The 26442-nt window shown below is 64.7% G+C and carries 23 protein-coding genes; 1 reads left to right on the forward strand and 22 read right to left on the reverse strand.

From position 1 onward, the window contains the following. Positions 1-133: 133 nt before the first annotated feature. Positions 134-589, reverse strand: a complete 456-nt coding sequence (locus RF638_RS11255) for an ester cyclase (protein WP_368842044.1) — start codon at positions 587-589, stop codon at positions 134-136. A gap of 208 nt (positions 590-797) precedes the next feature. Here RF638_RS11255 and RF638_RS11260 point away from each other — a divergent pair, with 208 nt between their 5' ends. Continuing rightward, positions 798-1475, forward strand: a complete 678-nt coding sequence (locus RF638_RS11260) for a histidine phosphatase family protein (protein WP_368842045.1) — start codon at positions 798-800, stop codon at positions 1473-1475. A 4-nt stretch (positions 1476-1479) separates the two neighbouring features. Here the strand turns inward: RF638_RS11260 and RF638_RS11265 are convergent, their stop codons facing one another. From RF638_RS11265 to RF638_RS11365, 21 genes are all read right to left on the reverse strand, one after another. Then, the gene (locus RF638_RS11265; protein ID WP_368842046.1) at positions 1480-2502 is read right to left on the reverse strand and encodes a zinc-dependent alcohol dehydrogenase family protein; all 1023 of its coding nucleotides are present in this window, start codon (positions 2500-2502) and stop codon (positions 1480-1482) included. Positions 2503-2572: 70 nt separating this feature from the next. Beyond that, complete coding sequence (locus RF638_RS11270; RefSeq protein WP_095798407.1) at positions 2573-3145, reverse strand: hypothetical protein; 573 nt, start codon at positions 3143-3145, stop codon at positions 2573-2575. 70 nt (positions 3146-3215) lie between these two features. After that, the gene (gene nrdR / locus RF638_RS11275) at positions 3216-3881 is read right to left on the reverse strand and encodes a transcriptional regulator NrdR (RefSeq protein WP_368630913.1); all 666 of its coding nucleotides are present in this window, start codon (positions 3879-3881) and stop codon (positions 3216-3218) included. A 3-nt stretch (positions 3882-3884) separates the two neighbouring features. Beyond that, complete coding sequence (hisD, locus tag RF638_RS11280; RefSeq protein WP_368842047.1) at positions 3885-5264, reverse strand: histidinol dehydrogenase; 1380 nt, start codon at positions 5262-5264, stop codon at positions 3885-3887. Positions 5265-5360: 96 nt separating this feature from the next. Next, on the reverse strand, positions 5361-8915 hold the full coding sequence (gene dnaE, locus RF638_RS11285; RefSeq protein WP_368842048.1) for a DNA polymerase III subunit alpha: 3555 nt from the start codon (positions 8913-8915) through the stop codon (positions 5361-5363). Positions 8916-9060: 145 nt separating this feature from the next. Next, positions 9061-10038: an RluA family pseudouridine synthase gene (locus RF638_RS11290; RefSeq protein ID WP_368842049.1), complete on the reverse strand. Its 978-nt coding sequence runs from the start codon at positions 10036-10038 to the stop codon at positions 9061-9063. Next, positions 10031-10633 carry a signal peptidase II gene (gene lspA / locus RF638_RS11295; RefSeq protein ID WP_368842050.1) on the reverse strand — a complete coding sequence of 201 codons (603 nt, stop codon included), beginning with the start codon at positions 10631-10633 and terminating at the stop codon, positions 10031-10033. Before lspA ends, RF638_RS11290 begins: the two co-directional genes overlap by 8 nt. Before the next feature lie 6 nt (positions 10634-10639). Beyond that, positions 10640-11338, reverse strand: a complete 699-nt coding sequence (locus RF638_RS11300; protein WP_368842051.1) for a DivIVA domain-containing protein — start codon at positions 11336-11338, stop codon at positions 10640-10642. A gap of 120 nt (positions 11339-11458) precedes the next feature. Continuing rightward, complete coding sequence (locus tag RF638_RS11305) at positions 11459-11755, reverse strand: YggT family protein (RefSeq protein ID WP_095798401.1); 297 nt, start codon at positions 11753-11755, stop codon at positions 11459-11461. Between the two features lie 2 nt (positions 11756-11757). Next, entirely contained in the window at positions 11758-12282 is a 525-nt protein-coding gene (locus RF638_RS11310) for a cell division protein SepF (RefSeq protein WP_095798400.1), read from the reverse strand. A gap of 63 nt (positions 12283-12345) precedes the next feature. Beyond that, positions 12346-13152 carry a YggS family pyridoxal phosphate-dependent enzyme gene (locus RF638_RS11315; RefSeq protein WP_129701172.1) on the reverse strand — a complete coding sequence of 269 codons (807 nt, stop codon included), beginning with the start codon at positions 13150-13152 and terminating at the stop codon, positions 12346-12348. A 17-nt stretch (positions 13153-13169) separates the two neighbouring features. Continuing rightward, the gene (locus RF638_RS11320; RefSeq protein WP_368842052.1) at positions 13170-13946 is read right to left on the reverse strand and encodes a polyphenol oxidase family protein; all 777 of its coding nucleotides are present in this window, start codon (positions 13944-13946) and stop codon (positions 13170-13172) included. A 108-nt stretch (positions 13947-14054) separates the two neighbouring features. Further along, complete coding sequence (gene ftsZ, locus RF638_RS11325) at positions 14055-15302, reverse strand: cell division protein FtsZ (RefSeq protein ID WP_016995772.1); 1248 nt, start codon at positions 15300-15302, stop codon at positions 14055-14057. A gap of 255 nt (positions 15303-15557) precedes the next feature. Further along, entirely contained in the window at positions 15558-16583 is a 1026-nt protein-coding gene (locus tag RF638_RS11330; protein WP_368842053.1) for a cell division protein FtsQ/DivIB, read from the reverse strand. Next, entirely contained in the window at positions 16583-17992 is a 1410-nt protein-coding gene (gene murC, locus RF638_RS11335; RefSeq protein ID WP_129701058.1) for a UDP-N-acetylmuramate--L-alanine ligase, read from the reverse strand. Before murC ends, RF638_RS11330 begins: the two co-directional genes overlap by 1 nt. A 53-nt stretch (positions 17993-18045) precedes the next feature. Then, positions 18046-19170, reverse strand: a complete 1125-nt coding sequence (gene murG, locus RF638_RS11340) for an undecaprenyldiphospho-muramoylpentapeptide beta-N-acetylglucosaminyltransferase (protein WP_368842080.1) — start codon at positions 19168-19170, stop codon at positions 18046-18048. Beyond that, positions 19160-20587, reverse strand: coding sequence for a putative lipid II flippase FtsW (gene ftsW / locus RF638_RS11345; RefSeq protein ID WP_129701060.1), 1428 nt, complete (start codon positions 20585-20587; stop codon positions 19160-19162). The genes murG and ftsW overlap by 11 nt, the downstream gene beginning before the upstream one ends. Then, positions 20587-22125: a UDP-N-acetylmuramoyl-L-alanine--D-glutamate ligase gene (gene murD, locus RF638_RS11350; RefSeq protein ID WP_368842055.1), complete on the reverse strand. Its 1539-nt coding sequence runs from the start codon at positions 22123-22125 to the stop codon at positions 20587-20589. The genes ftsW and murD overlap by 1 nt, the downstream gene beginning before the upstream one ends. After that, positions 22122-23255, reverse strand: a complete 1134-nt coding sequence (gene mraY / locus RF638_RS11355; RefSeq protein ID WP_368842056.1) for a phospho-N-acetylmuramoyl-pentapeptide-transferase — start codon at positions 23253-23255, stop codon at positions 22122-22124. Before mraY ends, murD begins: the two co-directional genes overlap by 4 nt. After that, complete coding sequence (gene murF / locus RF638_RS11360; RefSeq protein ID WP_095798392.1) at positions 23252-24763, reverse strand: UDP-N-acetylmuramoyl-tripeptide--D-alanyl-D-alanine ligase; 1512 nt, start codon at positions 24761-24763, stop codon at positions 23252-23254. Before murF ends, mraY begins: the two co-directional genes overlap by 4 nt. Beyond that, entirely contained in the window at positions 24760-26418 is a 1659-nt protein-coding gene (locus tag RF638_RS11365; RefSeq protein WP_368842057.1) for a UDP-N-acetylmuramoyl-L-alanyl-D-glutamate--2,6-diaminopimelate ligase, read from the reverse strand. The genes murF and RF638_RS11365 overlap by 4 nt, the downstream gene beginning before the upstream one ends. Positions 26419-26442: the final 24 nt, after the last annotated feature.

Raw genomic sequence — 26442 nt, forward strand, 5'->3', positions numbered from 1 at the left:
ATCGAGGACCTCGACGTCTATCCCCAGCTACCCCGCACCACCGGCGCGCCCACACTCAACTCTGAAGAGCCGGTAATCGGCATAGCTCCCTCAGCGCTGGCTCTTACTCATGGGCGCTCCCTTGGTGCTTTGATCAGGACTGGGATGTCAGTCGGCCCAGGACACCCGTTTGGGCCAGCAGAGCGAATCGGTCCGGCACTCCCCAGTGCTCGACGATCTGCCCGTCCACCACCCGTGCAACGTCGATCACGGTGAAGTCCACTTCACAACCGGTGGGTGGTCCGAAAAATGGACCTGTATTAGTGCCGTGCCCATGAGCACGGACCCAGACTGTGTCACCTTGTGGGCCAGGAGTCGTTGTTGAATCTTCAATGGTGAACTTGATGTCCGGGAAAGCTCCGTGCACATCCGCCATGGCAGCTTTCACATGCTCAATAGCTTCCGCGCCGGTGCCCGCCAAGCCGAATTGGTGATCGATCATGTCCGGGGAACATAACTCATCCGCCACTGCCCCGTCACCGGTGGCGAAACCTTCCTCGAACATTCGTTGCATGACCCGGACCGGATCGTTGGTGCCATTCTCATTCATGGCGTTCTCCGCTCAAGTGGGCTGTCCCACGCACGGCAAGGCAACCGACGGTTGATGCCTTTGACAGTAGACCTGTGGTGACGGCGCCACCAGAGTTTCCCTCGCCGGGTGAACTTGACCTCGGTTTCGCCTGGCACACAACACCGGTCAGAATGGTGGAATACGCGTTGGGCCGCGCAGTCTCGGTTCACGCTCCCACCATCGAAAGGTGATTTCACTCTTGCGGCTCATTCTCGTTCGACACGGTCAGACCAGCTCCAATGTCGGTCATTGCTTGGACACCGCGGAACCCGGTGCAGATCTGACGGAGCTCGGACGAGAACAGGCCGAAGCGCTCGTGGACACATTAAGGAGCGAACCAGTCCGAACGATGTTCGTGTCCAACCTCGTGAGGACGCAGCAGACCGCCGCTCCCCTGGCTCGCCACTTCGGTTTGGAGCCTCTGGTGCGCGAAGGTCTCCGAGAGATCTCGGCGGGTGACCTGGAAATGGCCAACGACGAGGAATCGATTCAGACGTACGTCCGCACCGCCGTGGGCTGGTCCGCGGGTAACTGGAACGCTCGGATCCCGGGCTCCGAAGAGAACGGCCACGACGTGATCCGGCGATTCGACGCCGTCGTGTCGGAAGCCATCGACAGCGCAGCAGACGGAGACGTCCCCATCCTCGTGTCCCACGGTGCCATCATCCGTGCCTGGACTGCGGCCCGGTGCGAGAACATCGGCGTGGATTTCGTGGCGCACAACGCGCTCTCCAATACTGGCGCCGTGGTGATCGAGAGCTCCGACGACCGCTGGGTGGTGACGCACTGGCAGGAGCAGGCCCTGGGCGGGGCGCCGTTCGAGGACCCCGCGACCGACGGTGCGGCAGCGGATCCCGTCCGCTGACCGCTCAAACGGTCAGCAACACCTTGGTGGCTCGACGTTCGTCCATGGCCGTGTAACCCTCCGCGGCCTTTTCTAGCGGCAGTGTCAGGTCGAAGACATCGCCCGGGGTGATCTCACCCTTCATGATCAGGTCGATCAGCTCCGGCAGGAACCGTCGCACCGGAGCGGGACCGCCATGTAGGTGCACCTCGGACATGAAGAGCTGACCGCCGTCGATGGACACACCGTGCGAGACGCCCACGAATCCCACGTGCCCACCCGGACGCGTGGACTTGATGGCCTGTTGCATGGCTTCTTGCGTTCCCACAGCCTCGATGACGCAGTGCGCGCCCAGTCCCCCGATCAGTTCTTTGATTTTCTCGACGCCGTCGTCGCCGCGTTCCTCGACGATGTCGGTGGCGCCAAACTTGGTGGCCAGGGCTTGGCGATTCTTGTGTCGGCTCATGGCAATGATGCGCTCGGCGCCCAGCTGCTTGGCGGCGAGAACCCCGGAAAGGCCCACGGCGCCGTCGCCGACCACCGCTACCGTCTTGCCCGGCCCGACCCCGGCCGCCACTGCGGCGAACCATCCGGTGCCCAGGACGTCCGAGGCAGCCAGCAAGTGCGGAATCTGCTCGTCGGCCGGCTGGGACGGGGTGGCGACCAGGGTGCCGTCGGCCAGGGGAATGCGCGCATACTCGGACTGCGTGCCGATCCCGCCCATGCCCACGTTGTTCACGCAGCGGCTCTGGTAACCGTCCTGGCAAATTTCGCACGTGTTGTCCGAGGCGAAGAAAGAGCCGATCACGAAATCCCCGACCTTCAGGTTCTTGACGTCGGCACCGATTTCTTCGACCACGCCCACGTACTCATGCCCCATGGGTGCGGGTTCGGAGATATCGCCGTAGCCGCGGTAGGGCCACAGATCGGAACCACAAATGCAGGTGGCCGCCATGCGGATGATCGCGTCCGTGGGTTCTTCGATGACCGGGTCCGGGCGATCTTCGACTCGGATATCGCCGGGGGCGTGAATCATGACACCGCGCATAACGAGACTCTCCTTGAATTAGTGTGCGCCGTATTCTTACCGGTCAGGCTGCGAATTCCCCGAACGGCGCCTAGAGGTGTGTGTCGTCGATCCAGCGATTGAATTTCATGCGTAGCGCGCGGTCCAACCCGGCCAGGATGCCGCCGATCTGCAGGGCAGTGTTCAGCCAGCCCGGCAGGTCGAACGTGGGAACGGTGAAGTCGAGCAGCCGTCCCAGAAAATTCAGGAGTTCCGGAATCTGGGTCACCAGAGCCAGGACCAACACAATCCAGGAACAAGCGGAAATGATCCTGTCAGCCGTCGGGTGATTGGCCGAGAATTTCGCACGCCGGTCCTCGCCCGTCCCCGCGCTTGGCCGGAATGATTCGGCGCGACGGCCGTCCAGATAAACCAGCCGCACGTATTGCATCCCGTACAGGGACAAAGCCGCTTCCACGGTCGCGTAATCGTCCACGCGCAATCGGGCGGGCGAGCTGTCTACTGCCACAAACTTGCCGTCCCGGTACAACCGGATCTTCTCCGAGAAATCGAAGAAGTCCACGTCCGCAACCAGTAATGAGCCCCGGTACTCCAGCTCGAAGGTCGACCGCCAGAGCCAGTCCCACTTCTTGTATGGCGGAAGGTGTTCCGGATTCTTGGCCACGCACGTTCCCTTCGGCACCGGGGGTTCAACTGGGACTTCTGTTGCCCAGACTAGGCGAAGGTTGACGAGGCTACAGCAAACGCGGCTGAGTGGCGGTTTCCTGCTGTTTCTTGGCCGGGCGTTTGCGCCGGGGCTTGGGCTCGCTCTCCCCCGCCTCATTCGCCGTTGCCGGCGACGACGCCGCTGCGGTTCCTTGCGATGGCTTGCGCGCCGGGCGGCGTCGTGCGGCGGCCGGTGCGGTGGTCCGACGGGACGTGTCCGGCACCAGGGTCTGCTGGCCGGCCAGTTCCGCTTGCTGCTCGCGCAGCACGTCGATGGCGCGCTCGAAGTCCTCGAGACCCTCGAAGGCCTGGTACACCGAGGCGAACCGCAAGTAGGCCACCACGTCCAGGCGCCGCAGCGGGGTGAGGATCGCCAGGCCCACATCGTGGGCGTCGATCTCGGCTGAACCGGAGGCGCGCACCGATTCTTCGACCTCTTGAGCAAGCATCGCCAGGTCGTCCTCGCTCACCGGACGACCCTGGCACGCCTTGCGCACGCCGTTCACGATGTTCTGGCGGTCGAACGGCTCGGTCACGCCGGAGCGTTTGATCACCGAGATCGAGGTGGTTTCTAACGTGGAGAATCGTCGCCCGCACTCCGTGCACTGACGGCGCCGTCGAATGGCGGTGCCGTCATCGGTGGTGCGGGAATCGACCACCTTGGAGTCATTGTGTCGGCAGAACGGGCAGTGCACGGATCAGCCTTCCCGGCCGGATGCTTCGGAGCGGATGGTCACGGCCCGGCCGTGGGCGGGCAGATCTTCGCTCGTGGCCAGTGCCACGATGTCGTCCTCGAGCTCGGCCAAGGCGTCCCGGCTGTACTCGATGACCTGCACGGCCTTCATGAACGACGCCGCGTGCAGACCCGAATTGAAGACCGCCGTGCCGCCGGTGGGCAGCACGTGGTTGGACCCGGCCGCGTAGTCACCCAGCGGGACGGGGCTGTAGGAGCCGATGAAGATGGCCCCGGCGTTGCGCACTCGACCCGCTACCTCGCGAGCGTTCTCGGTGTGGATTTCGAGGTGCTCGGCGGCGTAGGCATCGGCCACTTCGATGGAGCGGTCCAGGTTGTCCGTGAGCACCACACCGGACTGGGGGCCGCGCAGGGCAATCCCGATGCGTTCCTGGTGCTTCGCCTCGGCGACCTGAGGGGCCAACTCGGCTTCGACGGCTTGGGCGAACTCCAAAGAATCGGTGATCAGTACCGAACCCGCATCCGGATCATGTTCGGCCTGGGAAATCAGGTCTGCCGCGACAAAACGAGCGTCGGCGCTGTCATCGGCAATGATCGCGATCTCGGTGGTGCCTGCCTCAGCGTCCACGCCCACGATGGAGCGCAGCTGACGCTTGGCCATCGCCACGAAGATATTGCCCGGACCGGTCACCGTGTTCACGGGTTCCAGCTCATCCTGGCCGTCAGTCAGGCCGTAGGCCATGGCGGCCAGCGACTGCGCACCACCGATGGCCCAGACCTCATCCACTTCGAGTAGACCAGCTGCGGCGAGAATGACGGGGTGCGGGAGGCCACCGAAGTCCTTTTGCGGCGGGGTGCACAGCACCACGGACTCCACGCCGGCCGCCTGCGCGGGCACGACGTTCATGATCACGGACGAGGGGTACACGGCCAGCCCGCCGGGAATGTAGAGGCCCGCACGCTTGACCGGGGTCCAACGGTGGTTCAGGACGGCACCGGGCGCGATCTCCACCTCGACGTCCGCCGGGCGTTGGGCCTTGGCGAAGCGACGTGTCCGGTCGATGGCGGTTTCCAGGCCCTTGCGCACGGCGGGATCCAGCTCGGCAACGGCCTTCTGGATCTCTGCCGGATCAACCTTGATCCGGCCCTGGTCCACGCCGTCGAACTTCTGGGCGTACTCGCGGATCGCGGCAGCGCCGTTGGTCTGAACGTTCTCAATGATCGATCGCACGCTGGCTTCGGCCTCCGCCACGGACGACGCCGTCTGCCGGGGTACCGCATGACGCAGCTCGTTCCAGCTCAGGTGCTGTCCGCGCAGGTCAATGACCCGCAGGAAGCCGGAGGGAGTGGTTGCGGTTGCAGAATCCAGGGTTTGTTCAGTCACCCTTCCATTCTACAAGCGCGCGGCCACAGCCCCGGGTATCCCCGGCCCTGGATACTCGAGGCACCAATCGCACGCGCCTGACCTCCAGATGCCCGGTTACGCCTCCAGGCAGGCCGGTCCCAACAGCACCTTGAGATCCCCGAACAACGCCGGAGTGGGATTCACCCGATAATCAGGGCCCAGCCGAAGCACTTGCAGTGACCGGTGGGTGTCCAGGTGAATGCGCACTTCAGACTCGCCGCGGTGATTGCGCAGCACCTCCCCGATCTGGCGGATGGTGGCTTCCGTGGCGCGGTGCTCCGGCAATGCCACGCACACCGGGCCGGCCGAGCCATCCATACTGAGTTCCGGAACCGTGAGTTCCTGCGCGGAGATCGAGATGGACCCGTCGTCGCGGCGCTGCATACGGCCCTTGATCACACAGATCAGGTCCTCCGCGAGCACCCCGGCAATCGGAGCGTAGGCCTTGCCGAAGAACATGATCTCGATGGAACCCGAGCGGTCCTCGAGCTCGATCCGGGCGTACGCGTTACCCGAGGTCTTGGCAATGCGTCGCGAGAGAGAGGTGATCATGCCACCCACGGTGACAATGGCACCGTCGGGCCGGTTGTTGTCATCGGACAACAGCGGCTGGATGGCCGTGTCCGTGTACTGGCTCAGGGCGTCGTCGAGCCCGCGCAATGGGTGGTCCGAGACGTACAAGCCCAGCATCTCGCGCTCGAAGGCGAGCATGTCCTTGCGCTCCCACTCGGGGACGTCGGGAACCTCGACCGAGAACGTGTCGCTCTCGGGATCGTCGGAACCGCCCATCGCGAAGAGATCGAAGGTGAATTCGCCGTTGTCTTCCTTCTTCTTCTGGGCGACCACGTCTTCCACGGCCTGCTCGTGACACATGACCAGGCCGCGGCGGGTGTGTCCGAGTTGATCGAACGCGCCAGCCTTGATCATGGACTCGATGGTGCGCTTATTGCAGACCACCGCGGGCACCTTGGCCAGGAAGTCGTTGAAGGACGTGAAGCGTTCCTTCTCGTTGCGGGCGTTGACCATCGCCTGGACCACGTTGGCACCCACGTTGCGCACGGCTCCCATGCCGAACCGGATGTCCGTGCCCACAGGAGTGAAGTTCAGCTCGGACTCGTTGACGTCCGGCGGGAGCACCGTGATGCCCATGTGGCGGCACTCGGTGAGGTAGAGGGCCAGCTTGTCCTTGTCGTCGCCCACAGAGGTGAGCAGTGCCGCCATGTATTCGGCCGGGTAGTGCGCCTTGAGGTAGGCGGTCCAGTAGGACACCAGACCGTAAGCAGCGGAGTGCGCTTTGTTGAACGCGTAGTCGGAGAACGGGAGCAGGATGTCCCACAGCGACTTGATGGCCGCCTCGGAGTACCCGCGGTCGATCATGCCCTGGTGGAAGCCCTTGTACTGCTTGTCCAGCTCCGACTTCTTCTTCTTACCCATGGCGCGGCGCAGAATGTCTGCCTGGCCCAACGAGTAGCCGGCCACCTTCTGCGCGATCGCCATCACCTGCTCCTGATACACGATCAGGCCGTAGGTCGTATCAAGAATCTCCGCGAGCGGTTCTTCCAGCTCAGGGTGGATGGGCGTGATCTCCTGCGCGCCGTTCTTACGCAGCGCGTAATTGGTGTGCGAATTCGCGCCCATGGGACCTGGACGGTACAGGGCGATGGTCGCGGAAATGTCCTCGAAGTTGTCCGGGCGCATCAGCTTGAGCAACTGGCGCATGGGCCCGCCGTCCAGCTGGAACACGCCCAGCGTCTCACCGCGGGCCAGCAGGTCGTAGGACTCCTTGTCGTCCACGTCCAGCTGTTCCAGATCGAGCACGAAACCGTCTCTGTTAAGGGTGATGTTCTCGATGGCGTCCGAGATGATCGTGAGGTTTCGCAGCCCCAGAAAGTCCATCTTGATCAGGCCCAGACCCTCACACGTGGGGTAATCGAACTGGGTGATCACCTGGCCGTCCTGCTCGCGGCGCATGAGCGGGATGATGTCGATGAGCGGGTCCGAGGACATGATCACACCCGCCGCGTGCACACCCCACTGACGCTTGAGCCCTTCCAGGCCCTGCGCGGTTTCGAAGACCTTCATGGACTCCGGATCATCGGCCAGGGTGTCCCGGAGCTCGCCGGCCTCGTCGTAGCGCTTGGCGTCCTGGTCGTAGACGTCTTTGAGCGAAATGCCCTTGCCCATGACGTCCGGCGGCATGGCCTTGGTGAGCTTCTCACCCATCGAGAACGGGTAACCGAGCACGCGGGATGAGTCCTTGAGCGCCTGCTTGGCCTTAATGGTGCCGTAGGTGACGATCATGGCCACGCGCTCGTCGCCGTACTTCTCGGTCACGTAGTGGATGACCTCGGAACGGCGCCGATCATCGAAGTCGACGTCGAAGTCGGGCATGGACACGCGGTCCGGGTTGAGGAAGCGCTCGAAGATCAGTCCGTGCTGGAGCGGGTTGAGCTCCGTGATACGCATGGCGTACGCGACCATGGAACCGGCACCGGAACCACGCCCGGGCCCCACGCGGATACCGTTGTCCTTGGCCCAGTTGATGAAGTCGGCCACGACCAGGAAGTACCCCGGGAAGCCCATCTGGATGATGATGCCCTTTTCGTACTCCGCCTGCTCACGGACGTCATCAGGGATGCCGCTCGGGAACCGGTAGTGCAACCCCTTTTCGACTTCTTTGACGAACCAGGACTCTTCGTTCTCGCCCTCGGGAACGGGGAATCGGGGCATGTAGTTGGCGGTGGTGTCGAACTCCACGTTGCAGCGCTCGGCGATTTCCAGCGTGTTGTCGCAGGCCTCAGGGAAATCGCGGAACAGCTCGCGCATCTGCTCCGGGGATTTGAGGTAGAACTCGTCCGCGTCGAATTTGAAACGTTTGGGATCCTGCAGTGTGGAACCCGACTGCACGCACAGCAGCGCGGCGTGGGACTTGGCATCCTCCGCGTGGGTGTAGTGCAGATCGTTGGTGGCCACGAGCGGCAGGTTGAGTTCCTTGGCGAGCTTCAACAGGTCCTGCGTGACACGCTTTTCGATGCCCAGACCGTGGTCCATGAGTTCGCAGTAGAAGTTCTCGGCGCCGAAGATATCGCGGTACTCGGCGGCCGCCTGCACAGCCTGGTCGTACTGTCCCAGGCGCAGTCGGGTCTGCACCTCACCGGACGGGCAACCGGTGGTCGCAATCAGGCCCTTGCCGTATTGGTTCAACAGCTCCCGGTCCATACGCGGTTTGTAGAGCTGCCCTTCCAGGGACGCCTTAGTCGAGGCGCGAAAGAGGTTCTGCATACCCTGGCTCGTTTCGGCCAGCAGCGTCATGTGGGTATACGCGCCACCGCCCGAGACGTCGTCACGGCCGCCGTCCGCAAATTTCACGCGCGTTCGATCCTGACGGGCGGTGCCCGGGGTCAGGTACGCTTCCACGCCGATGATCGGTTTGATGCCGGCGTTGCGCGCGCGGTTCCAGAAATCGAACGCACCGAACACGAACCCGTGGTCCGTTGTCGCCAGCGAGTCCATGCCTTGCCGGTGGCATTCCTCGAACAAATCGTCCAGGCGCGCTGCACCGTCGAGCATCGAGTACTCGGTGTGTACGTGGAGGTGGGTAAAGCCTTTTTTGCCGGTCGCCGTGGTCACCGGACCAGTCTAGGGCGGGTCACCGACAACCTCACGTTCCGGCGGGAGCGATCTATGCCTCATCCCCGCGATCCCCGACGACGACGCCGCTCACCCGCCCAGTTGCCCTCGGTCACGGATCGTTCCGACCACGGTCCCGGCGCGTTCACAGTTGCGGTCCGCCGTCCCTGAGCGTTTCCACCGCAAACGCGAGGTCCGCGGGATACGCGCTCTCGTATTCCACGTACTCCCCCGTTTCCGGGTGAGCGAAACCGAGCCTCTTGGCGTGCAACCACTGCCGAGTCAAGCCAAGCCCGGCTGAGAGCGCTGGATCTGCTCCGTACGTCAGGTCCCCCGCACACGCGTGCTTGAGGGCGGAGAAGTGAACGCGAATCTGGTGGGTGCGTCCGGTTTCCAGGTGCACCTCCACCAACGATGCGCGTCCGAAGGCCTCCAGCACCTCGTAGTGGGTGATGGAATCACGGCCGTCTTCGAGCACGGCGAAACGCCATTCGTGTCCGGGGTGACGACCAATGGGTGCATCGATGGTGCCCTTGAGCGGATCAGGAATTCCCTGCACCACCGTGTGGTACACCTTGGTCACCGTGCGTTCCTTGAAGGCCCTTTTGAGCACGGTGTACGCGTTCTCGTTGCGAGCCACGACCATCAGCCCGGAGGTTCCCACGTCCAGGCGGTGCACGATCCCCTGCCGCTCGGGTGCGCCCGACGTGGAAATGGACACTCCCGCTCCGGCCAACGCCCCAACCACTGTGGGTCCCTTCCACCCGGGTGACGGGTGGGCTGCGACACCCGCCGGCTTGTCGACCACCACGTAGCTGGGCGTCACGTGAACCAGCTGCAGATCGGCCACATGCTGGGGTGCGATGCGCGTGGGATCCTCAGGTACCGGGACCTCCACCGCGTAGGTCTCCGACGTCTCCACGCGGTGGGACTTGGCCACCGGCCGCCCCTTGAACAGCACACGGTCGTCGGCGCATAACTGGGCCGCCGCGGACCGTGACAGGCCCGTCCAAGCCGCGACGGCGGCGTCGGCGCGGGCACCGTCGAGTGCGTCGGACACGGTGAAGCGCTCGGCGACGAACTCGGGTTCGGAACCTGTGGGACGGGTGCGGGAGTCAGTCATTCTTGGGGCTGGGTCCTTCGGTCTCTGGTTCCTGCGTGGCGGATTGGTCGGCCTTGACGCCGCGATGCCCAGCGGGCTGCGTCAGGTCCCGGTCGCCCAGGATCAGGACCATGATCACCGCAATACCCACGACCACGCCGCAATCGGCAAGGTTGAAGATCGCGAAGTTCGGCACGGCGATGAAATCGACCACGTGCCCCTGACCGAAACTCGGCTCGCGGAACAAGCGGTCGGTGAGATTACCCGCGGCGCCGCCGAGCACCAGACCCAGGCCCACGGCCCAGAACGAGTGCCGAACCTTACGCAGGGTGAAGGCGATGAACACCACCACCACGGCCATCACAACCGTGAAGATCCATGTGAAATCCGACCCCAGTGAGAAGGCAGCGCCACTGTTGCGGATGTGCTGCCACCACAGCAATCCCGGAATCACCGGGAACTGCTGGCCCAGGGGCAGTTCGGCCACGACCCACAGCTTGGTGAGCTGGTCAGCGCCATAGATCAGCGCGGCAACGAGCAAGGACAGAATGAGGCAGCGGCGGCCCCGACCCGAAGGTGTGGGAGCCGCCGCTGCCTCGCGAGCTTGATGCGACACCGAGTGTTACTTGACCACGGTGCGGTTCGAAGCGTTACCGGAGGGCGCGTTGCTGGGCGCCAATGAACCGGTGGAATCGATGTCACGCAGCTGACCGTTAATGAAGTTCTTCAGATTGCTGCGGTAATCGCGTTCGAAAGTACGCAGTTCGCTGACGGAAGCTTCCAGACGGGACTTTTCCTTCTCCAGCGTGGAGAGAGTCTCTTCCTTGGTCCGCTTGCCATCGGAAACGAGCTTGTCGGCCTGGGTGCGGCCTTCGGAGATGAGACGTTCGCGCTCGGAACGACCCTGCGCCACGTACTCGTCGTGGAGCTTCTGGGCCATGGCGAGCACGCCCGCGGCGGACTCGGCAGATTCGGTGCCGGGCTGGCCTGCATCCGTGGTGGTACCCGCAGTTGCCGTCGCGGTGGGAGCCGCAGCGGAAGCAGGAGTAGTGGTCTCGCGAACCTCGGTGGTCTCGGAGACCTCGACGGCTTCCTTGGGTGCAACCGGTGCGGAAACAGCGGAGTCGCTGCGACCCTCAGTCGCCGCCTGGCCACCGGAGGTTTCAACCTGCTTGCGCAGGTCCTCGTTCTCCTGGTTCAGACGACGCAGTTCGACCACGATCTCGTCCAGGAAGTCATCGACCTCGTCCTGGTCGTATCCCTCGCGGAACTTGGTGGGCTGGAACCGCTTATTAATGACGTCTTCTGGTGTCAAAGTCATGTGAGTGCTTCACTCCTACTTCTAATCAAGCCGCGAATGCCAGGCCTCGGTCAAGATATCTAACGCTAAGGATACAACTACGGCGTAACCAACGCGCGGTGATCGGGGTATCACCGCAACTTATCCCCGCAAGAGCATTCCCCAAAGGATCGATTGAATGATGCTCACGGCGAAGACCAAGATCAGGAAACCCAGGTCCAGGGCGACACCACCGAATCGCAACGGTGGCACCACCCGTCGCAACAAATTCATGGGCGGGTCCGTGATCGAGTAGATCAACGACGCCGCAATCAGCACGATGCCCTGAGGTCGCCAGTTCCGGGCGAACATCTGCACCCAGTCCAGCACGAGACGGCCCAGCAACGCCACATAGACGAGGTGGACCACCAGGTACAGAACGGAGATGAGAAGATCCACGATCAGCCCTCAGCCTGTCCGTAGGACTCCGTGTCCTCGTCAATGTCACTCGTGTGGCCCTGATCGCGCACCTCGACGTACGAGGGGGTGAGCAAGAACACCTTGGCAGTGACACGTTCGATGGAACCGTGCAGGGCGAACACCAAACCGGCGGCGAAGTCCACCAGGCGCTTGGCCTCGGCCTCGCCCATGTCCGACACATTCATGATCACGGGGGTGCCGTCACGGAACGCTTCACCGATCGACTTGGCGTCGTTGTAGGAGCGGGGGTGCACAGTGGTGATGGTGCGCAATTCGCTGTCGTCCTCTCGGGAACTGGGAGCCCTTCTAATGGGCGTCACGGGGGCTCGATACTCCGCGGAACGGCGCGCCACGGCACCGTTTCCGCTGTCACCGACCACTGCGGTGGAACCGCTTGCCGGTGCCTGCGTGACTTCCCGGGGACGGCTGGTCTCTTCGGAGGTGTAGTCGTCGTCGGTCTCGGCGAGGCCGAGATAAATCATGGTACGACGCAGCGCTCCGGCCATAGTCTCTCCTCAATCACTGGACGAGTGACAGAAATGTCACCCGCGAAATTATCTCTCATTACGCTACCGCACGGCGGGACGCGGCCCGAGGACATCCGAGCCGATGCGCACGTGAGTGGCTCCCGCTGCCACGGCGGCCTCCAGGTCCCGGCTCATGCCCGCCGAGACGGCGGTGGCCCCGGGATGCTCTCTCTGCAATTGCTGGGAGATCTCCCACAGTCGTTCGAAAGACTCACGGGGGTCGCCCTCCTTGGGGGCCACAGCCATCACTCCCGCAAGTTCCAGCCCGTCGGTGTCGACGATCAGCCGTGCGAGCTCGGCCACCCGAGCCGGGTGCGCTCCACCTCGCTGGGAATCTTCCTCCGCCTCCGGGTCCAGGTTCACCTGGATGCAACACTTCAGGTCGGCGGTCGCTGCGGGGCCCGGGGCGACGTCGTTCTGGTCCACGGCGGCGCGATGGTTACCCACGGCCTTACCCAGGGCAACGACCAGTGACTCTCGATCCACAGAGTGCACCCAGCTTGCGTAGCGCACCACCCGCTTGGCCTTATTGGACTGGAGTTGCCCGATGAAATGCCACACGGGCTCGCTCGTGTCCGCTTCCCGCTCGGTCAAAGACTCGGACACCTCCTGCGACTTGGGCAGGGCTTCTTGGTCCTTGTTCTCGCCGACGGCGCGCACCCCCAGATCCCGCAGCCTCACCACATCTTGGGCGGGGAAGAATTTTGTCACCACGATCAGTGAGGGCAGTTCACCACCGTGGGCGCGGTCCTCCGTCCGTTGCTCTGCCGCCTCGAGAATGCGCTGTCTCACCGCGGACAGGCGCTGGGCCAGTTCGGCGGTGCGCGCACCGTCATCGGTGCTCTGCATCTGGTCTTCGGAATGCGTCACGGAGTGTCCTTTCCCGCGGAGGTGGTTGCCGAAGGTACCCAAACAACACCCGCAAGGCGAGAGGTCGTCTTGTCGCGCCGGTACGAATAGAGCACATCGTGTTCCAGGGTGCACCATTCGGAACGATCGGCACTGCTCTCGCTCACCCTGACGTCTAGACCGTCGAGCAGCGTGCGGGCGGCTCCAGGCAGATCGAGCCCGGGGGTCTGCCACGAGGTTACGGTCTCGATCCCGGGCAGCAGGTCAGCCGACTCGGTACGCATGTCATCGGGGACTTCGTAGCACGAGCCGCAAATCGCGGGCCCCACCCACGCCGTGATGGATTCAGCACCGCGCTCGCGCAGTTCTCGAACAGTGTTCTGAAGTACACCGTCCAGCAGGCCCCGCCGGCCGGCGTGCGCCACGGCCGTGAGAGGGACGGTCATCTCGGCCCGTTCGGCGACGAAAACGACCGGAAGACAGTCCGCGGTGAGTACGGCCAGGGGTGTGCCATCATCGCTGATCGCCGCGTCCGCTTCGGGAGCTTCAGGGGCGTTCGACATCTCCTGGCCATTCGAGTGGTCGGTGGTACCGGTCGAGAAGGACACCACGGTGGTCCCGTGAACCTGACGCATGAATCTCAAGGACCCCACGGGCAGTCCTAGCGTCACTTCGAGCGCGGCCCGATGGGCCGCTACCTCCGAGGGGTCCTCCCCGGTGTGCGCCGCAACATTTCCCTCGTCCGCGTCCGTGAACGCAATGGCCGCACCCGCGTGCCGGTCGGTGAACCACACGACCCATCATCTCCTCACCACATGACAACGGGGTGGGTACCGCTTGGCGATACCCACCCCGTGATCCAATCTTTCGGGGGTCAACCCGGCGGGCAGAACCCGCTCAACTCACTTCAGGAAATCCGGGAAATCCAGGGAATCCTTGCGGGACGAGTTGGATGACGAGTTCGAGGACTCGCCCTCGGCGGGCAGATCGACGTCGAAGCCGGCGTCATCCGGGATGTCGTCTTCCTGCGACTGGCGGGAGCCGAAGGACTGCGAGTTGTTGTTGCCGTAGGAAGAGCCACCGCGCTGCGGGGAACGACCCACGCCCGAGGGACGCGACGCGTCGCCGCCGAAGGCAGCACGGGTGTTGGCCGCCTGACGCTCCGCCGGGGAGGAGTTGTTGGCGTTGGTCTCCTGCGAGACGGAATCGAAACCGGCGGCGATCACGGTGACGCGGGCCTGATCACCCAGGGCGTCGTCAATCACGGCGCCGAAGATGATGTTGGCCTCGGGGTGAGCCACTTCCTGGACGAGGCGAGCGGCCTCGTTGATCTCGAACAAACCAAGGTCGGAGCCACCCTGGATGGACAGCAACACGCCGTGAGCTCCGTCAATGGATGCCTCGAGCAGCGGGGACGCAATGGCGAGTTCGGCAGCCTTGACGGCGCGATCTTCACCCTGCGCCGAGCCGATGCCCATGAGTGCCGAACCGGCCCCCTGCATGACGGATTTGACGTCCGCGAAGTCCAGGTTGATCAGGCCCGGGGTGGTGATCAAATCGGTGATGCCGGAGACACCGGACAGCAGAACCTGGTCCGCGGACTTGAAGGCATCCAGCATGGACACGTTGCGGTCCGAGATGGAGAGCAGACGATCGTTGGGGATCACGATGAGCGTGTCCACTTCGTCGCGCAGGGTCTCGATGCCGTTCTCAGCCTGGTTGGAGCGGCGACGTCCCTCGAAGGTGAACGGGCGGGTGACCACACCGATGGTCAAGGCACCCAGCGAGCGAGCGATGCGAGCAACGACCGGCGCGCCACCGGTGCCGGTGCCGCCGCCTTCACCGGCGGTCACGAAGACCATGTCAGCGCCCTTGAGCACTTCCTGGATTTCTTCTTCGTGGTCCTCGGCAGCCTGGCGTCCGACATCCGGGTTGGCTCCGGCGCCGAGGCCCCGGGTCAGTTCACGACCGACGTCGAGCTTGACGTCTGCGTCCGACATCAGCAGTGCTTGTGCATCGGTGTTGATGGCGATGAACTCAACGCCGCGCAGACCTTCCTCGATCATGCGGTTGACAGCGTTGACACCGCCGCCGCCGATGCCGACCACCTTGATGACAGCCAAGTAGTTCTGGGGGGTTGAGGAGTCCATATGCACCTAACTCGCGTGGGGCTTACCGACAACCGTTCCGCTCATCCAATAAGTTCAAGAATTACTTGAGACTTGAGCGATTTATGCGCAAACGGGAATGTCGCATTTCATGTCGACCATAGAGTACCAATCACCTGCGCGTTCTCCATATCACGACCGTTTGTGTTTCCTGATAAGTCGCCACTCCCCCTAGTCACAGCGGAAGTGGGCAGATTCAAGGTGAGCTTGAAGCTGAGATATGCGGGTGAATGGGGATTATTCGATCGTGGGATGAAGCGGCGCGGAAACGTCGTACACGGTGCCGTCCGCCGTGGCCTGGTCGCCCACAAGAGCCGCGAGCACCTGGGCCTTCAACTCGCTGTCGGAGGAATCACCCCAGATCGCCTTCCGGCCGTCTGCGAAGGTGAGCTCGACCGACGATTCGGAGGGCGCGGAGGCGGTCTCGAGTTGGGTCAGTACGTTCGAGGGCAAGGACGCCAACACATTGGAGATCGCCGCAAACTTATTGGTGCTCAGCACGTCCCGACCGCCCTCGATCATGGGGACGTCGGGACGATCGCCCTCGCCGTAGGTTGCCAACTGCTGCCCTTGAGAATCCACGAGGATGAGGTCCTGCCCGTCCTTCACCGCGGCCACTCCCACGCGCTCGTGCAACTGCACGGTGATGGTGTGCGGCGGTTCCAGTACCACGTCCACGGATTTCACCTGGGGCACGTCACCCACGGCGGACCGTACGTCTTCCTTCGAAATCCGGGTCAGCGGAACGCCTTCGAATCGCTGCAGAGCTTCCTCGACGTTCTGGGGATCCGTCAGGCGGGCTCCCTCGACATCGATGGAACGGGTCGCGAACAGCGGTGAGAAGAACACGATGCCCACGAATAAGGCCGCCACCAGCAATGCGGCGAGCAGTGCGAGCCAGCGCTTGCGGCGGCGTCGGCGATGGGAACTACGGGGAAACGCGACCACGGTGTCCGGATCAGTGGAATCCGCATCGGTGTCGTCGGCGGCCGCTTCCGCTTTGGCGGACTTGCGGCGCTGTCGCCAGGTCGAGAACCGACCACCCGGTAGCGGTGTCTCCTCCAACTGGCCGGTGTCCACGCGCGAGACCTTGGACTCGTCGTTGACGCTGACCCGCACGGGCTCGTTCTCACCCGCGTCGTCGAACTCGTCGTGGGCGGCGCCGTCGAACGGGCTGTCCTCGCTCTGTCCGGTCAGCTGAGGGTCCTCGGCGTCGCGGTCGCGGCCCAGGCGCGGTTGATGTGGTGGTGTGGGCCTGACCATCAGTTGAGCGCCAACCCGTCCACAATCTTGGGACCGAGTGCGGTGACGTCACCGGCACCAACGGTCAGGATCAGGTCGCCCTCGGCCGCGGATTGCAGGACTGCTCCGATCGCCTCTTCCGCCTCGGGTGTCGACACCACTCGACCGGACGGTGCCAGATCCGAAATGCTGCGACCCGTGATGCCCGGTAGCGGCTCTTCACGAGCGCCGTAGACGTCCAGGACGTACGCGTGATCCGCCAGCTCGAGCGCGGCGGCGAATTCGGCGGCGAACTCACGGGTCCGCGAGTACAAGTGGGGCTGGAAGATGGCGTGCACCTTGTGCTCGCCCGCGACCTCGCGAGCTGCCTTGAGCGCAGCCTGGACCTCGGTAGGGTGATGCGCGTAATCATCGAAGACCCGCACCCCACGGGCCGTGCCCTTCAGGTCGAAGCGTCGCGCCGAACCGTGGAACTGACCCAACCCATCGACCAGGGCTTCGGGCTCCGCACCGGCTGCGAGGCCAGCGGTGAACGCCGCGGCGGCGTCGGCGATGTTGTGCGCACCGGGCACCAACAGGTCCAACTCGAGTGACCGGGGCTCACCGCCTGCCAAGGAGAAGGTCAGGGTGCAGTGCGAACCCACGCCGCGCGCCTCGATGCCCGAGACGACCACGTCCGCCGCAGGGTCCACTCCGTAGGTGAGGACGGCTTCGCCGGTCCCTCGACGCCGCTCGGCCAAATCGCGCGAGCCTGCGTCGTCCAGGCACGCGACCAGCGTGCCGCCGGGGCGAATGGTCTCCACGAAACGATCGAAGGACGCGAAGAACTCGTCCGGGGATCCGTAGTGATCCAGGTGGTCGGGTTCGACGTTGGTGATCACGGCGATTTCGGGCAGGTAGGCCAGGAAGGAACCGTCGGACTCGTCCGCCTCAGCGACGAACCAGGCGCCGTCGGCGAAGCCCGCGTTGGCTCCCAGGTCCGCCACGAAGGCTCCGATGGCCCACGACGGATCCAGGTCCGCCGTTCGGAAGGCCACGGTGGTCATCGAGCTCGTGGTGGTCTTGCCGTGGGTTCCCGCAACAGCCACCACGCGGCGACCGTGCATGGCGGAGGCCAGAGCCTCTGAACGGTGTACAACGCGCAGGCCGCGCTCCCGTGCGGCGACAAGTTCGGGATTGCTGGGCTTGATCGCCGTGGAGATCACCACTGTCCCGGCACCGTCAACGTTCTGGGCCCGCTGGCCCACGAAAACGGTGGCGCCCAGTTCCTCGAGCTCACGTAGGCCCTTGGAGTCCTTGGCGTCCGACCCGCTCACGTCCACACCGCGTGCCAACAGGAGGCGAGCCACGGCGGACATGCCCGCACCGCCCATGCCGATGAAGTGGACGCGCCCCAGCGCGTGGGGGTCGAGCTGGACCTGGGAGTTCACGGTGGTCTCCTCCGAACGGGAAGTGGGAAGTGATGAGTGGTCGGTGACTAACCTTAACGGCGTGCTGCGTGCTCCAGGACCAACCGCGCCATCGTCTGGGCGGCATCGCGGATGCCGTGGGCCGCTGAGGCCTGAGCCATGCTCGCCAGACGGGGCGCGTCGGTCACGAGCGCGGCGACCGTGTCCCGGTAGTACTGCGGGGTGAAATCGGAATCCTTGACGAGTTCCGCTCCCCCGGCCGCTACCAGCGACCGGGCGTTGAGAGCCTGTTCACCGTTACCGATCGGCAAGGGGACGAACACTGCCGGGAGCCCCACGGCGGCAACTTCACACACCGTGGCCGCTCCGGCTCGGGCGACCAACAGGTCCGCCGCGGCGTACACCTTCTCCATGCCGTCCACGTATTCGGTCTGCACATAACCCGGTGCCCGCAGCAGTTCACCCTTGTCGGTGCGGACCTCCTTGGTGCGCCCGGTCACGTGCAAGAGTTGATAGCCCTGTTCGGCCACTTCATGCGCGATCTTGGCCACGGTGCGGTTCATGGATTGAGCTCCGGAGGAACCTCCGGTCACCACCACGGTGGGCAGGTCCGGATCCAGTCCGAGGTCTTCACGCGCCCGGGCACGCAGGGCGCCCCGGTCGAGCTGGGCGATCTCCTGGCGCATGGGCATCCCCACGGCAACAGCCCCTTTGAGGGGGGTGTCGGCGAAGGCCGTGGCCACCACGGACGCGAAGCGGGCTCCCACTCGATTGGCGAGTCCGGGCCGCGCGTTGGCCTCGTGGATGATCACGGGAATTCGACGCCGCGCAGCGGCTAGGTACACGGGCGTGCACACGTAGCCGCCGACGCCCACCACCACGTCCGCTTGCTGGGAGTCGAGAATCCGACCGGCCTGCTGAACCGCCCGGTTAAGCCGTGCCGGTAGCCGCAGCAGATCTGCTGAGGGGCGGCGCGGCAGCGGTACCCGCTCAATGAGTTCAAGGGGCACGCCTGCGGCCGGAACCAGCCGGGTTTCCATACCCGACGCCGTTCCCACAGCGCACACGGAGGCCGTAGGGTCGGCGTCCCGAATGGCGTGCGCGATGGCGAGCAAAGGGCTCACGTGGCCCGCGGTGCCACCACCGGCGAGCATCACGTTCACCGTGGCCTCGGCGTTGTCCAGCGGTTCACTGGTCATCATGTGCCTTTCCACCCTGCGAAGTCATACGTCGCAACCATTGTGGCCCCCGACGCCGCGGGTCCCCGTCACCGGAGACCTCGTGGGCCTCCTGCCGATCCAGGATCGCGGACTTGTCTCCCACCTCGACCGACCGTGGCACGCGGGCGAAGGACATGACCACGCCCACCGCGGCCAAGCTGATCAGCAAGGCCGAACCACCGTAGCTGATGAAAGGCAACGGAATACCGATCACGGGGAGCAACCCGGTGACCATGCCGAGATTCACAAAGGCTTGACCGACGATCCAGGTGGCAACACACGCCGTGGTGATTCGGACGAAAATGCTGCGGGTGCGCAGGATGATGCGGGCCATGGCAACCACGATGATCGCGAAGAGCAACAGGATGATCGCGGTACCGAGCAGGCCGAGTTCTTCTCCGATGATCGAGAAGATGTAGTCGTTGTGAGCCTCGGGAACGTAGTTGTACTTGAGTCGCGACTGGCCCAGGCCCACGCCCCACCAGCCACCGGTGGCCAGCGCGTTCAGTCCCTGCTCGGCCTGCCAGCACGCATCGGTGGCACCGCATTCACCGAACAGCCAGCCCGTGATGCGGTCCACGCGGTGCGGGGCGGTGATGATGGCGCCCACGCCGAGCACAACGCCCACGGCGGCTGCCCCGGCAAAAATTTTGAGCGGCGCACCGGCAAAGAAGAGCCCCGCCGCATAGATCAGCACGAACACGATGGCGGTGCCCATGTCACCGCCGGCCGCAACCAGGCCGGTGGGTACCAGGAAGCCGATGGCCGAGGGCCACAGGGCCTTCCTCCAGTCCTTGACCTCGTCACCCTGTTTCGCGAACTGCGCGGCCAACCACACGCACAGGGCTAATTTCGCGGCTTCGGAAGGCTGCAGGGTCAGACCGCCCAGGCTCAGCCAGTTGCGGTTGCCGTTGACCTCCTCACCCAACGGAGTGAAAACCAGGAGCAGCAGCCCGACACCCAGCCCCCACAGCCCCCACGCGAACTTTCTGAAGAGCCACGCGGGAACGAACGACAAACCAATCATCACGATCAGTCCGACCACGCCGAACATGGCTTGGCGTTGGAAGAGGAAATAGGCGGAACTGTCCTCGGCAATGGCCTCGACCGCAGAGGCGGACAACACCATCATCATGCCGATCGCGGTCAGCATGATCACGGTGCCCGCGAGAGCCCAGTAGGAGTGGAACAAGGGCCCGTCCACCAGCTGGTGCCACAGGTGGCGCAGTTTGCTGGTCAGGGGACGCCCTCCCCCGCCGCTGGCCCGCACCACACCCAGATCCTCGTCACGTACGCCGGGGCCCGGGCGGGTCACCGTTGAGTAAGTTCCCTTCGGGTGATCGGCTACCGCGCCGTTGCGGGTCGTGTTGGAGCCTCGGCCAGGGGATGTCGCCATCAGAGTCCCAGTTCCTCGCGTACGCCGTTCACAAAGGCATCTCCGCGGTCCGCGTAGTCCTGAAATTGGTCCATCGACGCGGCCGCCGGTGCCATGAGCACGGTGTCTTTCGGATTCGCGAGCTTCCGCGCCTGTTGCACGGCGGCGTGCATGGCGGCGTGGCCGTCCGTGGGATCGGCGGCAGGATCGAGCGCGTCGGGGCCCGACGTCGCCACGACGGCCACATCGGGCGCGTGGCGTTCCAACGCGTCCAGCAGCGACTGGTTGTCGGTGCCGATCAGGATCACCGTGTGCAGACGGGAGGCATTGCGTTCGATGAGCTGGTCGTAGCTCACGCCCTTGGACAGCCCACCGGCGATCCAGATGACCGAGTCGAAGGCGGACAGTGCTGCCTGGGCTGCGTGCGGATTGGTGGCCTTGGAATCGTTGACCCAGCGAACGCCGTCGGACTCGGCCACCAACTGGATTCGGTGGTCACCGGGCTGGAAGGCGAGCAGCCCCTCTCGGACAGCCTCCGGAGCGACACCGGCCGCGCGTGCCAGAGCTGCGGCGGCCAGAGCGTTGGCGACCACGTGCCGGGTGGGCAGCGCTCCCGTGTCGGCAACGGTGCCCAGCTCGGCGGCGGTGTTCTTCCGATCCGCCACGAATGCCCGGTCCACCAGCAGGTCGTCCACCACACCCACCATCGACAGATCCGGGGTGCCGGTCGTGAAGCCGATGGCGCGGCAACCTTCCTGCACATCCGCTTCCTCCACGAGCCCGACGGAGCCCTCTTGCTCCACGTTGAACACGCACGCGACCCGGGTGTTCTCGTAGACGCGGGACTTGTCCGCCACGTAGTTCTCGTATCCCTCGTGCCAGTCCACATGATCCTGGGCCAGGTTGAGCACCACGGACGCCAAAGGCGCCATCGAGTGGGTCCAGTGCAGCTGGAAACTCGAGAGCTCCACGGCCAGGACGTCGTATTCGACCGGATCGCGCAATGCATCCAGAATGGGCGTTCCCACGTTTCCTACCGCGATCGCCTTGAGGCCCGCGGCCTGGAGGATGGATGCGGTCATTCCCACCGTGGTGGTCTTGCCGTTGGTGCCGGTGATGCACACCCATTCGGCGGTCTTGCGGCCTTCGCGTTCCCGCACCCGCCAGGCCAGTTCCACGTCACCCCAGATTTGGATGCCCTCTTCACGAGCGGCGACGAGCAACGGATGGGTGGGCGGGAAACCCGGAGAGGTGACGATCACGTCGGGGCGGTCCCCCGCGACGTCGGGAACGAATGTCATGGCGTCCTGGCCGAGGTTGACGTCCAGGGCCCCCACGATGCGCAGTGTGTCGGCGCGCTGTCGGTTGCGTGCGGTGTCGTTGCCGTCCAGTACGACGACGCGCGCGCCGAGTTCGATGAGGGTGTCCGCGGCCGCGAATCCCGAGACGCCGATGCCGGCCACGACCACTCGAAGGCCGCGCCAGTCGGCGTCCCAGCTGGTCAGCCCGGCTAGCCGCGGGTTATCGAGCACTGGGTTGTCATTACTCGCGTGAATCATCGAAGTGCCTCAGCTCCGGGGAAAGCCCCTCCGTTGTGAATCAACCAGTCACCGTAGAACACACCCAGTGCCGCGGCCACGAACAATCCGGCAATGATCCAGAACCGAACCACGATGGTGACTTCCTGCCAGCCCTTGAGTTCGAAGTGGTGCTGCAGCGGGGCCATCTTGAAGATGCGCTTTCCGCCGGACAGTTTGAAGTAGCCCACCTGCATGATCACGGACAACGTGATGACCACGAACAGACCGGCGATCAGGATGAGCAACAGTTCGGTCCGGGACAGCACGGCGAACGCGGCCAACGCGCCACCGAGTCCCAGCGAACCGGTATCGCCCATGAAGATCTTGGCGGGTGAGGTGTTCCACCACAGGAAACCGATCAGCGCGCCCACCAGGGCCGCGGCAACGATGGCGAGGTCCATGGGGTCGCGCACCTCGTAGCAGGCCGCCTGGTTCACGTTCTCGCACAGGTGGCCGGACTGCCACAGGGCAATGAGCATGTAGCCGCTGAACACCAGGATGGAGGCGCCGGTCGCCAGTCCGTCCAGGCCGTCGGTGAGGTTCACCGCGTTGGTGGTACCGGTCGCGATGAGGTTCACCCAGATCACGAACAGGATGGCCCCGATGATCGGCCCGGCAAAGGCGAGATCGACATTGGTGTCGCGGGTCCACGAGATGGCGGTGGATGCGGGGGTGTTGCCCGCCTCGTCCGGGAAGAACAGCACGAGCACGGCAAAGGCCACGCCGATGGTTCCCTGCAGGATCATCTTCCCGGCGGCCGTGAGACCCAAGTTCTGCTTCTTGGCGATCTTCTTGTAATCGTCCAGGAACCCCACCAGACCCATGCCGAGCATGAGCCCGAGGGCAAGGACTCCGGACAGCGTGACGCCGCCGTTTTCTGGCCAGGCCAACATGCTGACCACATGGGTCACCAGATAAGCGGCCACCACGGACAGCAGAATGGTCACACCACCCATGGTGGGCGTGCCGCGTTTGGTCTGGTGGCTAGTGGGCCCGTCGTCGCGGATGTATTGACCGTACCCGCGGCGGGCCAACATCTTGATGAGCGCGGGGGTGCCGAAGATCGAAAAGACGAGGCCCAGCCCCGAAGCCATGAGCAACTGAATCATGCGGGCTCGTTCCCCTTGCCGTTGGTCGTTTCATGGGTGGAGGCCGTTTGGTCGGACCCCTCGGCTGCCACGCGATCCCCCAGATGGTTGAGTCCTGCGGCGTTGGAGGATTTGAAAAGCACGATGTCACCGGGTTGCAATGCGCCCTTCAGATGATCCTCCGCTTCCTCCGCGGTGGCCACCCACTGGGCTTCGTCCCCCCAGGAACCTTCAAGGGTAGCCGCGGTGAAAATGGGGCGTGCCAGGTCGCCCACGGCCACCACGTGTGAAATGTTCATGCGGACCAGCAGCTGGCCCAGTGCGTCGTGGGCCGCCACGGACTCGTCTCCGAGTTCGTACATCCCGCCCAGAACGGCCACGGTTCGACGCGGTGCGGTCTGTCCGTCGCCACGCCCCATTTGCGCGAGGGTCTGCAGTGCAGCGCGCATGGACTGCGGGTTGGCGTTGTAAGCGTCGTTGATCACGGTCACGCCGTCCGGGCGCTCGGTGCGTTCCATGCGCCAGCGCGACTGCGCACCCTGGCCGTTGAGACCGGCCACGATGGCCTGCGGCTCGATCCCTGCAGCGAAGGCGACGGACGCGGCCGCCAGAATGTTTGACACGTGATGCGCGCCGATGAGTTTGGACTCGATCTCATGCGCGGAACCATCGGGCAGATGCAGGGTGAAACGCGGGCACCCGTCCGCGCCCACCGTCACGTCCTCAGCCCAGACCCGGTCGTCGCCGTGCTCGGGCGCGTTCGGCTCAGACCCGAGGCCGAAGGACACGATGTTGGCCTGGGTGCGGGTGCGCATCTCCCGTACACGGGGATCGTCGTCGTTGAGCACAGCGGTGCCGTTCGGGGCGAGACCCTCGACCATTTCGCCCTTGGTGCGCGCAATGTTCTCGACGCCGCCGAACTCACCGGCGTGCGCGGTTCCCACGCACAGCACGGCGCCGACATCCGGGTGCACCATGTTGCACAGGTATTCAATATTGCCCAGGTGATTTGCGCCCATTTCAATCACGAAGTACCGGGTGTCCTCGTGCGCGGTGAACACGGTGAGCGGGACGCCCACCTCACCGTTGTAGGAATTGCGCGGCGCCACGGTCGGACCCTGGGATCCGAAGATTCCGGCCAGCAGGTCCTTGGTGGTGGTCTTCCCCACCGAGCCCGTCACTGCGACCACGGTCACCGGGTGCTTCTCTCGCAGCCGGTCGATCACGTTGCTCGCGAGAGCGCCCATGGCCTCGACGACGTCGGGCACGACCACACCGGGGTAAGGCTCCCCCGCGTCGTTGGTCACCTCGCGCTCGAGCAGGTTGAGCACGGCACCGGCCTGGGCCGCCTGGGGTACGAACTTGTGCCCGTCCGTGGCCTCACCGGGTTTAGCCACGAACAGCGTCCCGTGAGTGACCTCGCGGGAGTCCGTGGTGACGGACGAGATCACCACGGACTCAGCGTTCTGGACACCGACCAGGCGGCCTCCGGTGGCTTGCGCCACCTGAGTGGCGGACAGGGAAATCATTTCTGCTCCTTACGGCCCGAGTGCAGCGCATCCAGCGCCGCCCTGAGCTCCACGCGGTCATCCAGCGGATGTGCCACGCCGTTGAGATCTTGGAAAACTTCGTGGCCGCGCCCTGCCAGAATGATGGAATCCTCCGGTCGGGCCATGCGGACCGCCGTGTGAATGGCTACCTCGCGCGGGGCGATCACGTGCACCTCAGCGGCACGTGCTCCGCGCTCTTGGGCCTCGCGTGCGCCCTGGGCCACCTGTTCGCGAATGGGTGCGGGATCTTCGTCGTGGGGGTCGTCATCGGTCACGATCACGATGTCCGCACCCTCCGCGGCGATCCGCCCCATGATGGGTCGCTTGGTGGTGTCGCGGCGTCCGGTGGCACCGAACACGATGATCGTGCGGCCACCTTCTTCGGTGGGTTCCACGGACTGCAGAGCTCGGACCATGGCATCCGGGTTGTGGGCAAAATCCACGACCGATGTGGGCCGGGTGCCGATCAGCTGCATGCGCCCGGGCACATCGGTGGTCAACGGATCGTGCTCGTCCAGAGCCTTCTGCAGGGTGTCCAGGTCCACCCCGGAGTCCAACACCATGAGGACGGCCAGGGCCGCGTTGGCCACGTTGAAGTCGCCCGGCAGCGCCGTGGAGACCGACAGCTGGCGGCCGTCGCGGTGCTGCAGGGTGAACGCGTGACCGATTCCTCGGCGGGTCAGGGAGTTCAGGGTCCAGTCGGCACCGGAGCGTTCGGGGCCCGCGTGGGCGTCGTCCCCGATATTGCCGCGCAGCGCAACGGAGGTGACGTGGTCCGAGCCCAGGTTCTCGCGGGCTCGGCGGGCCATTGCTTCTCCCCATTGATCACCTTCGGTCAACAGAACGACGGCGCGCTCCGCCCGCTCGGCGGTGAACAACTGGGCCTTGACCTCGAAGTAGGCCTCCATGGAGCCGTGGAGATCCAAATGGTCCTGGGTGAGGTTGGTGAATCCGGCCACGTTGTAACGGACGCCGTCCACGCGGTGGAACTCCAGGGCGTGGGACGAAACCTCCATGGCGGTGGCACCGATGCCCCGCTCGCGCATGAGCGACAACAACGAGTGGACGTGCGGTGCCTCGGGCGTGGTGAGCTTGGAGGGGATGGGGGTGTCTCCGGCCAGGATCTCGATGGTCCCGATCAGCCCGGTCGTGTGCCCCAGGGCCCGCAGAATGGAGGTCAGAAAGTACGTGGTGGTGGTTTTACCGTTGGTTCCGGTGACCGCGAACAACTTCTGCGCGCTGCCGTCCTCCGGCTGGGAGTTGTAGATCTCGGCGGCGATCCGACCCGTCCACGCTCGCGGATCGTCACTCACCAGTACGGGGAGGTCCACGGCTGCCTGCGCGACAAGGTCCGCGCCCGCCGCGTCGGTGAGAATGGCCACGGCACCGGACGCGGCGGCGTCGGCGGCGAATTGTGCCCCGTGCGTGCGCGCACCCGGAAGTGCCGAGTACAGGTCCCCCGGCTGGATCTCCCGAGAATTCAGGACCACGCCCGTGACGGGGACGTCCGAGGCACCCTGTGAGGTGACGATCTGCGCGCCCGTGAGATGAGCTAACTGCTCAACGGTGTGAGCCACGGGTCGGGACGGACGCACCGACTGCGCGTCGCGTCCCTGTTCGGCAGATGCAACCATGGAAGTCCTCTTCAAAAAGCTGTA

Origin of the sequence: Kocuria sp. CPCC 205235 (genome assembly GCF_040980905.1) — a bacterium.
In the GTDB taxonomy this organism is placed as follows: Bacteria; Actinomycetota; Actinomycetes; order Actinomycetales; family Micrococcaceae; genus Kocuria; species Kocuria carniphila.

Bases quoted from the DNA above. Each gene is read 5' to 3' on its own strand.
- RF638_RS11255 (WP_368842044.1), bottom strand. From the start codon at position 589: ATGAATGAGAATGGCACCAACGATCCGGTCCGGGTCATGCAACGAATG.
- RF638_RS11265 (WP_368842046.1), bottom strand. From the start codon at position 2,502: ATGCGCGGTGTCATGATTCACGCCCCCGGCGATATCCGAGTCGAAGAT.
- RF638_RS11290 (WP_368842049.1), bottom strand. From the start codon at position 10,038: ATGACTGACTCCCGCACCCGTCCCACAGGTTCCGAACCCGAGTTCGTC.
- RF638_RS11300 (WP_368842051.1), bottom strand. From the start codon at position 11,338: ATGACTTTGACACCAGAAGACGTCATTAATAAGCGGTTCCAGCCCACC.
- RF638_RS11310 (WP_095798400.1), bottom strand. From the start codon at position 12,282: ATGGCCGGAGCGCTGCGTCGTACCATGATTTATCTCGGCCTCGCCGAG.
- RF638_RS11315 (WP_129701172.1), bottom strand. From the start codon at position 13,152: ATGCAGAGCACCGATGACGGTGCGCGCACCGCCGAACTGGCCCAGCGC.
- ftsZ (WP_016995772.1), bottom strand. From the start codon at position 15,302: ATGGACTCCTCAACCCCCCAGAACTACTTGGCTGTCATCAAGGTGGTC.
- RF638_RS11330 (WP_368842053.1), bottom strand. From the start codon at position 16,583: ATGGTCAGGCCCACACCACCACATCAACCGCGCCTGGGCCGCGACCGC.
- murG (WP_368842080.1), bottom strand. From the start codon at position 19,170: ATGACCAGTGAACCGCTGGACAACGCCGAGGCCACGGTGAACGTGATG.
- ftsW (WP_129701060.1), bottom strand. From the start codon at position 20,587: ATGGCGACATCCCCTGGCCGAGGCTCCAACACGACCCGCAACGGCGCG.
- murD (WP_368842055.1), bottom strand. From the start codon at position 22,125: ATGATTCACGCGAGTAATGACAACCCAGTGCTCGATAACCCGCGGCTA.
- mraY (WP_368842056.1), bottom strand. From the start codon at position 23,255: ATGATTCAGTTGCTCATGGCTTCGGGGCTGGGCCTCGTCTTTTCGATC.
- murF (WP_095798392.1), bottom strand. From the start codon at position 24,763: ATGATTTCCCTGTCCGCCACTCAGGTGGCGCAAGCCACCGGAGGCCGC.
- RF638_RS11365 (WP_368842057.1), bottom strand. From the start codon at position 26,418: ATGGTTGCATCTGCCGAACAGGGACGCGACGCGCAGTCGGTGCGTCCG.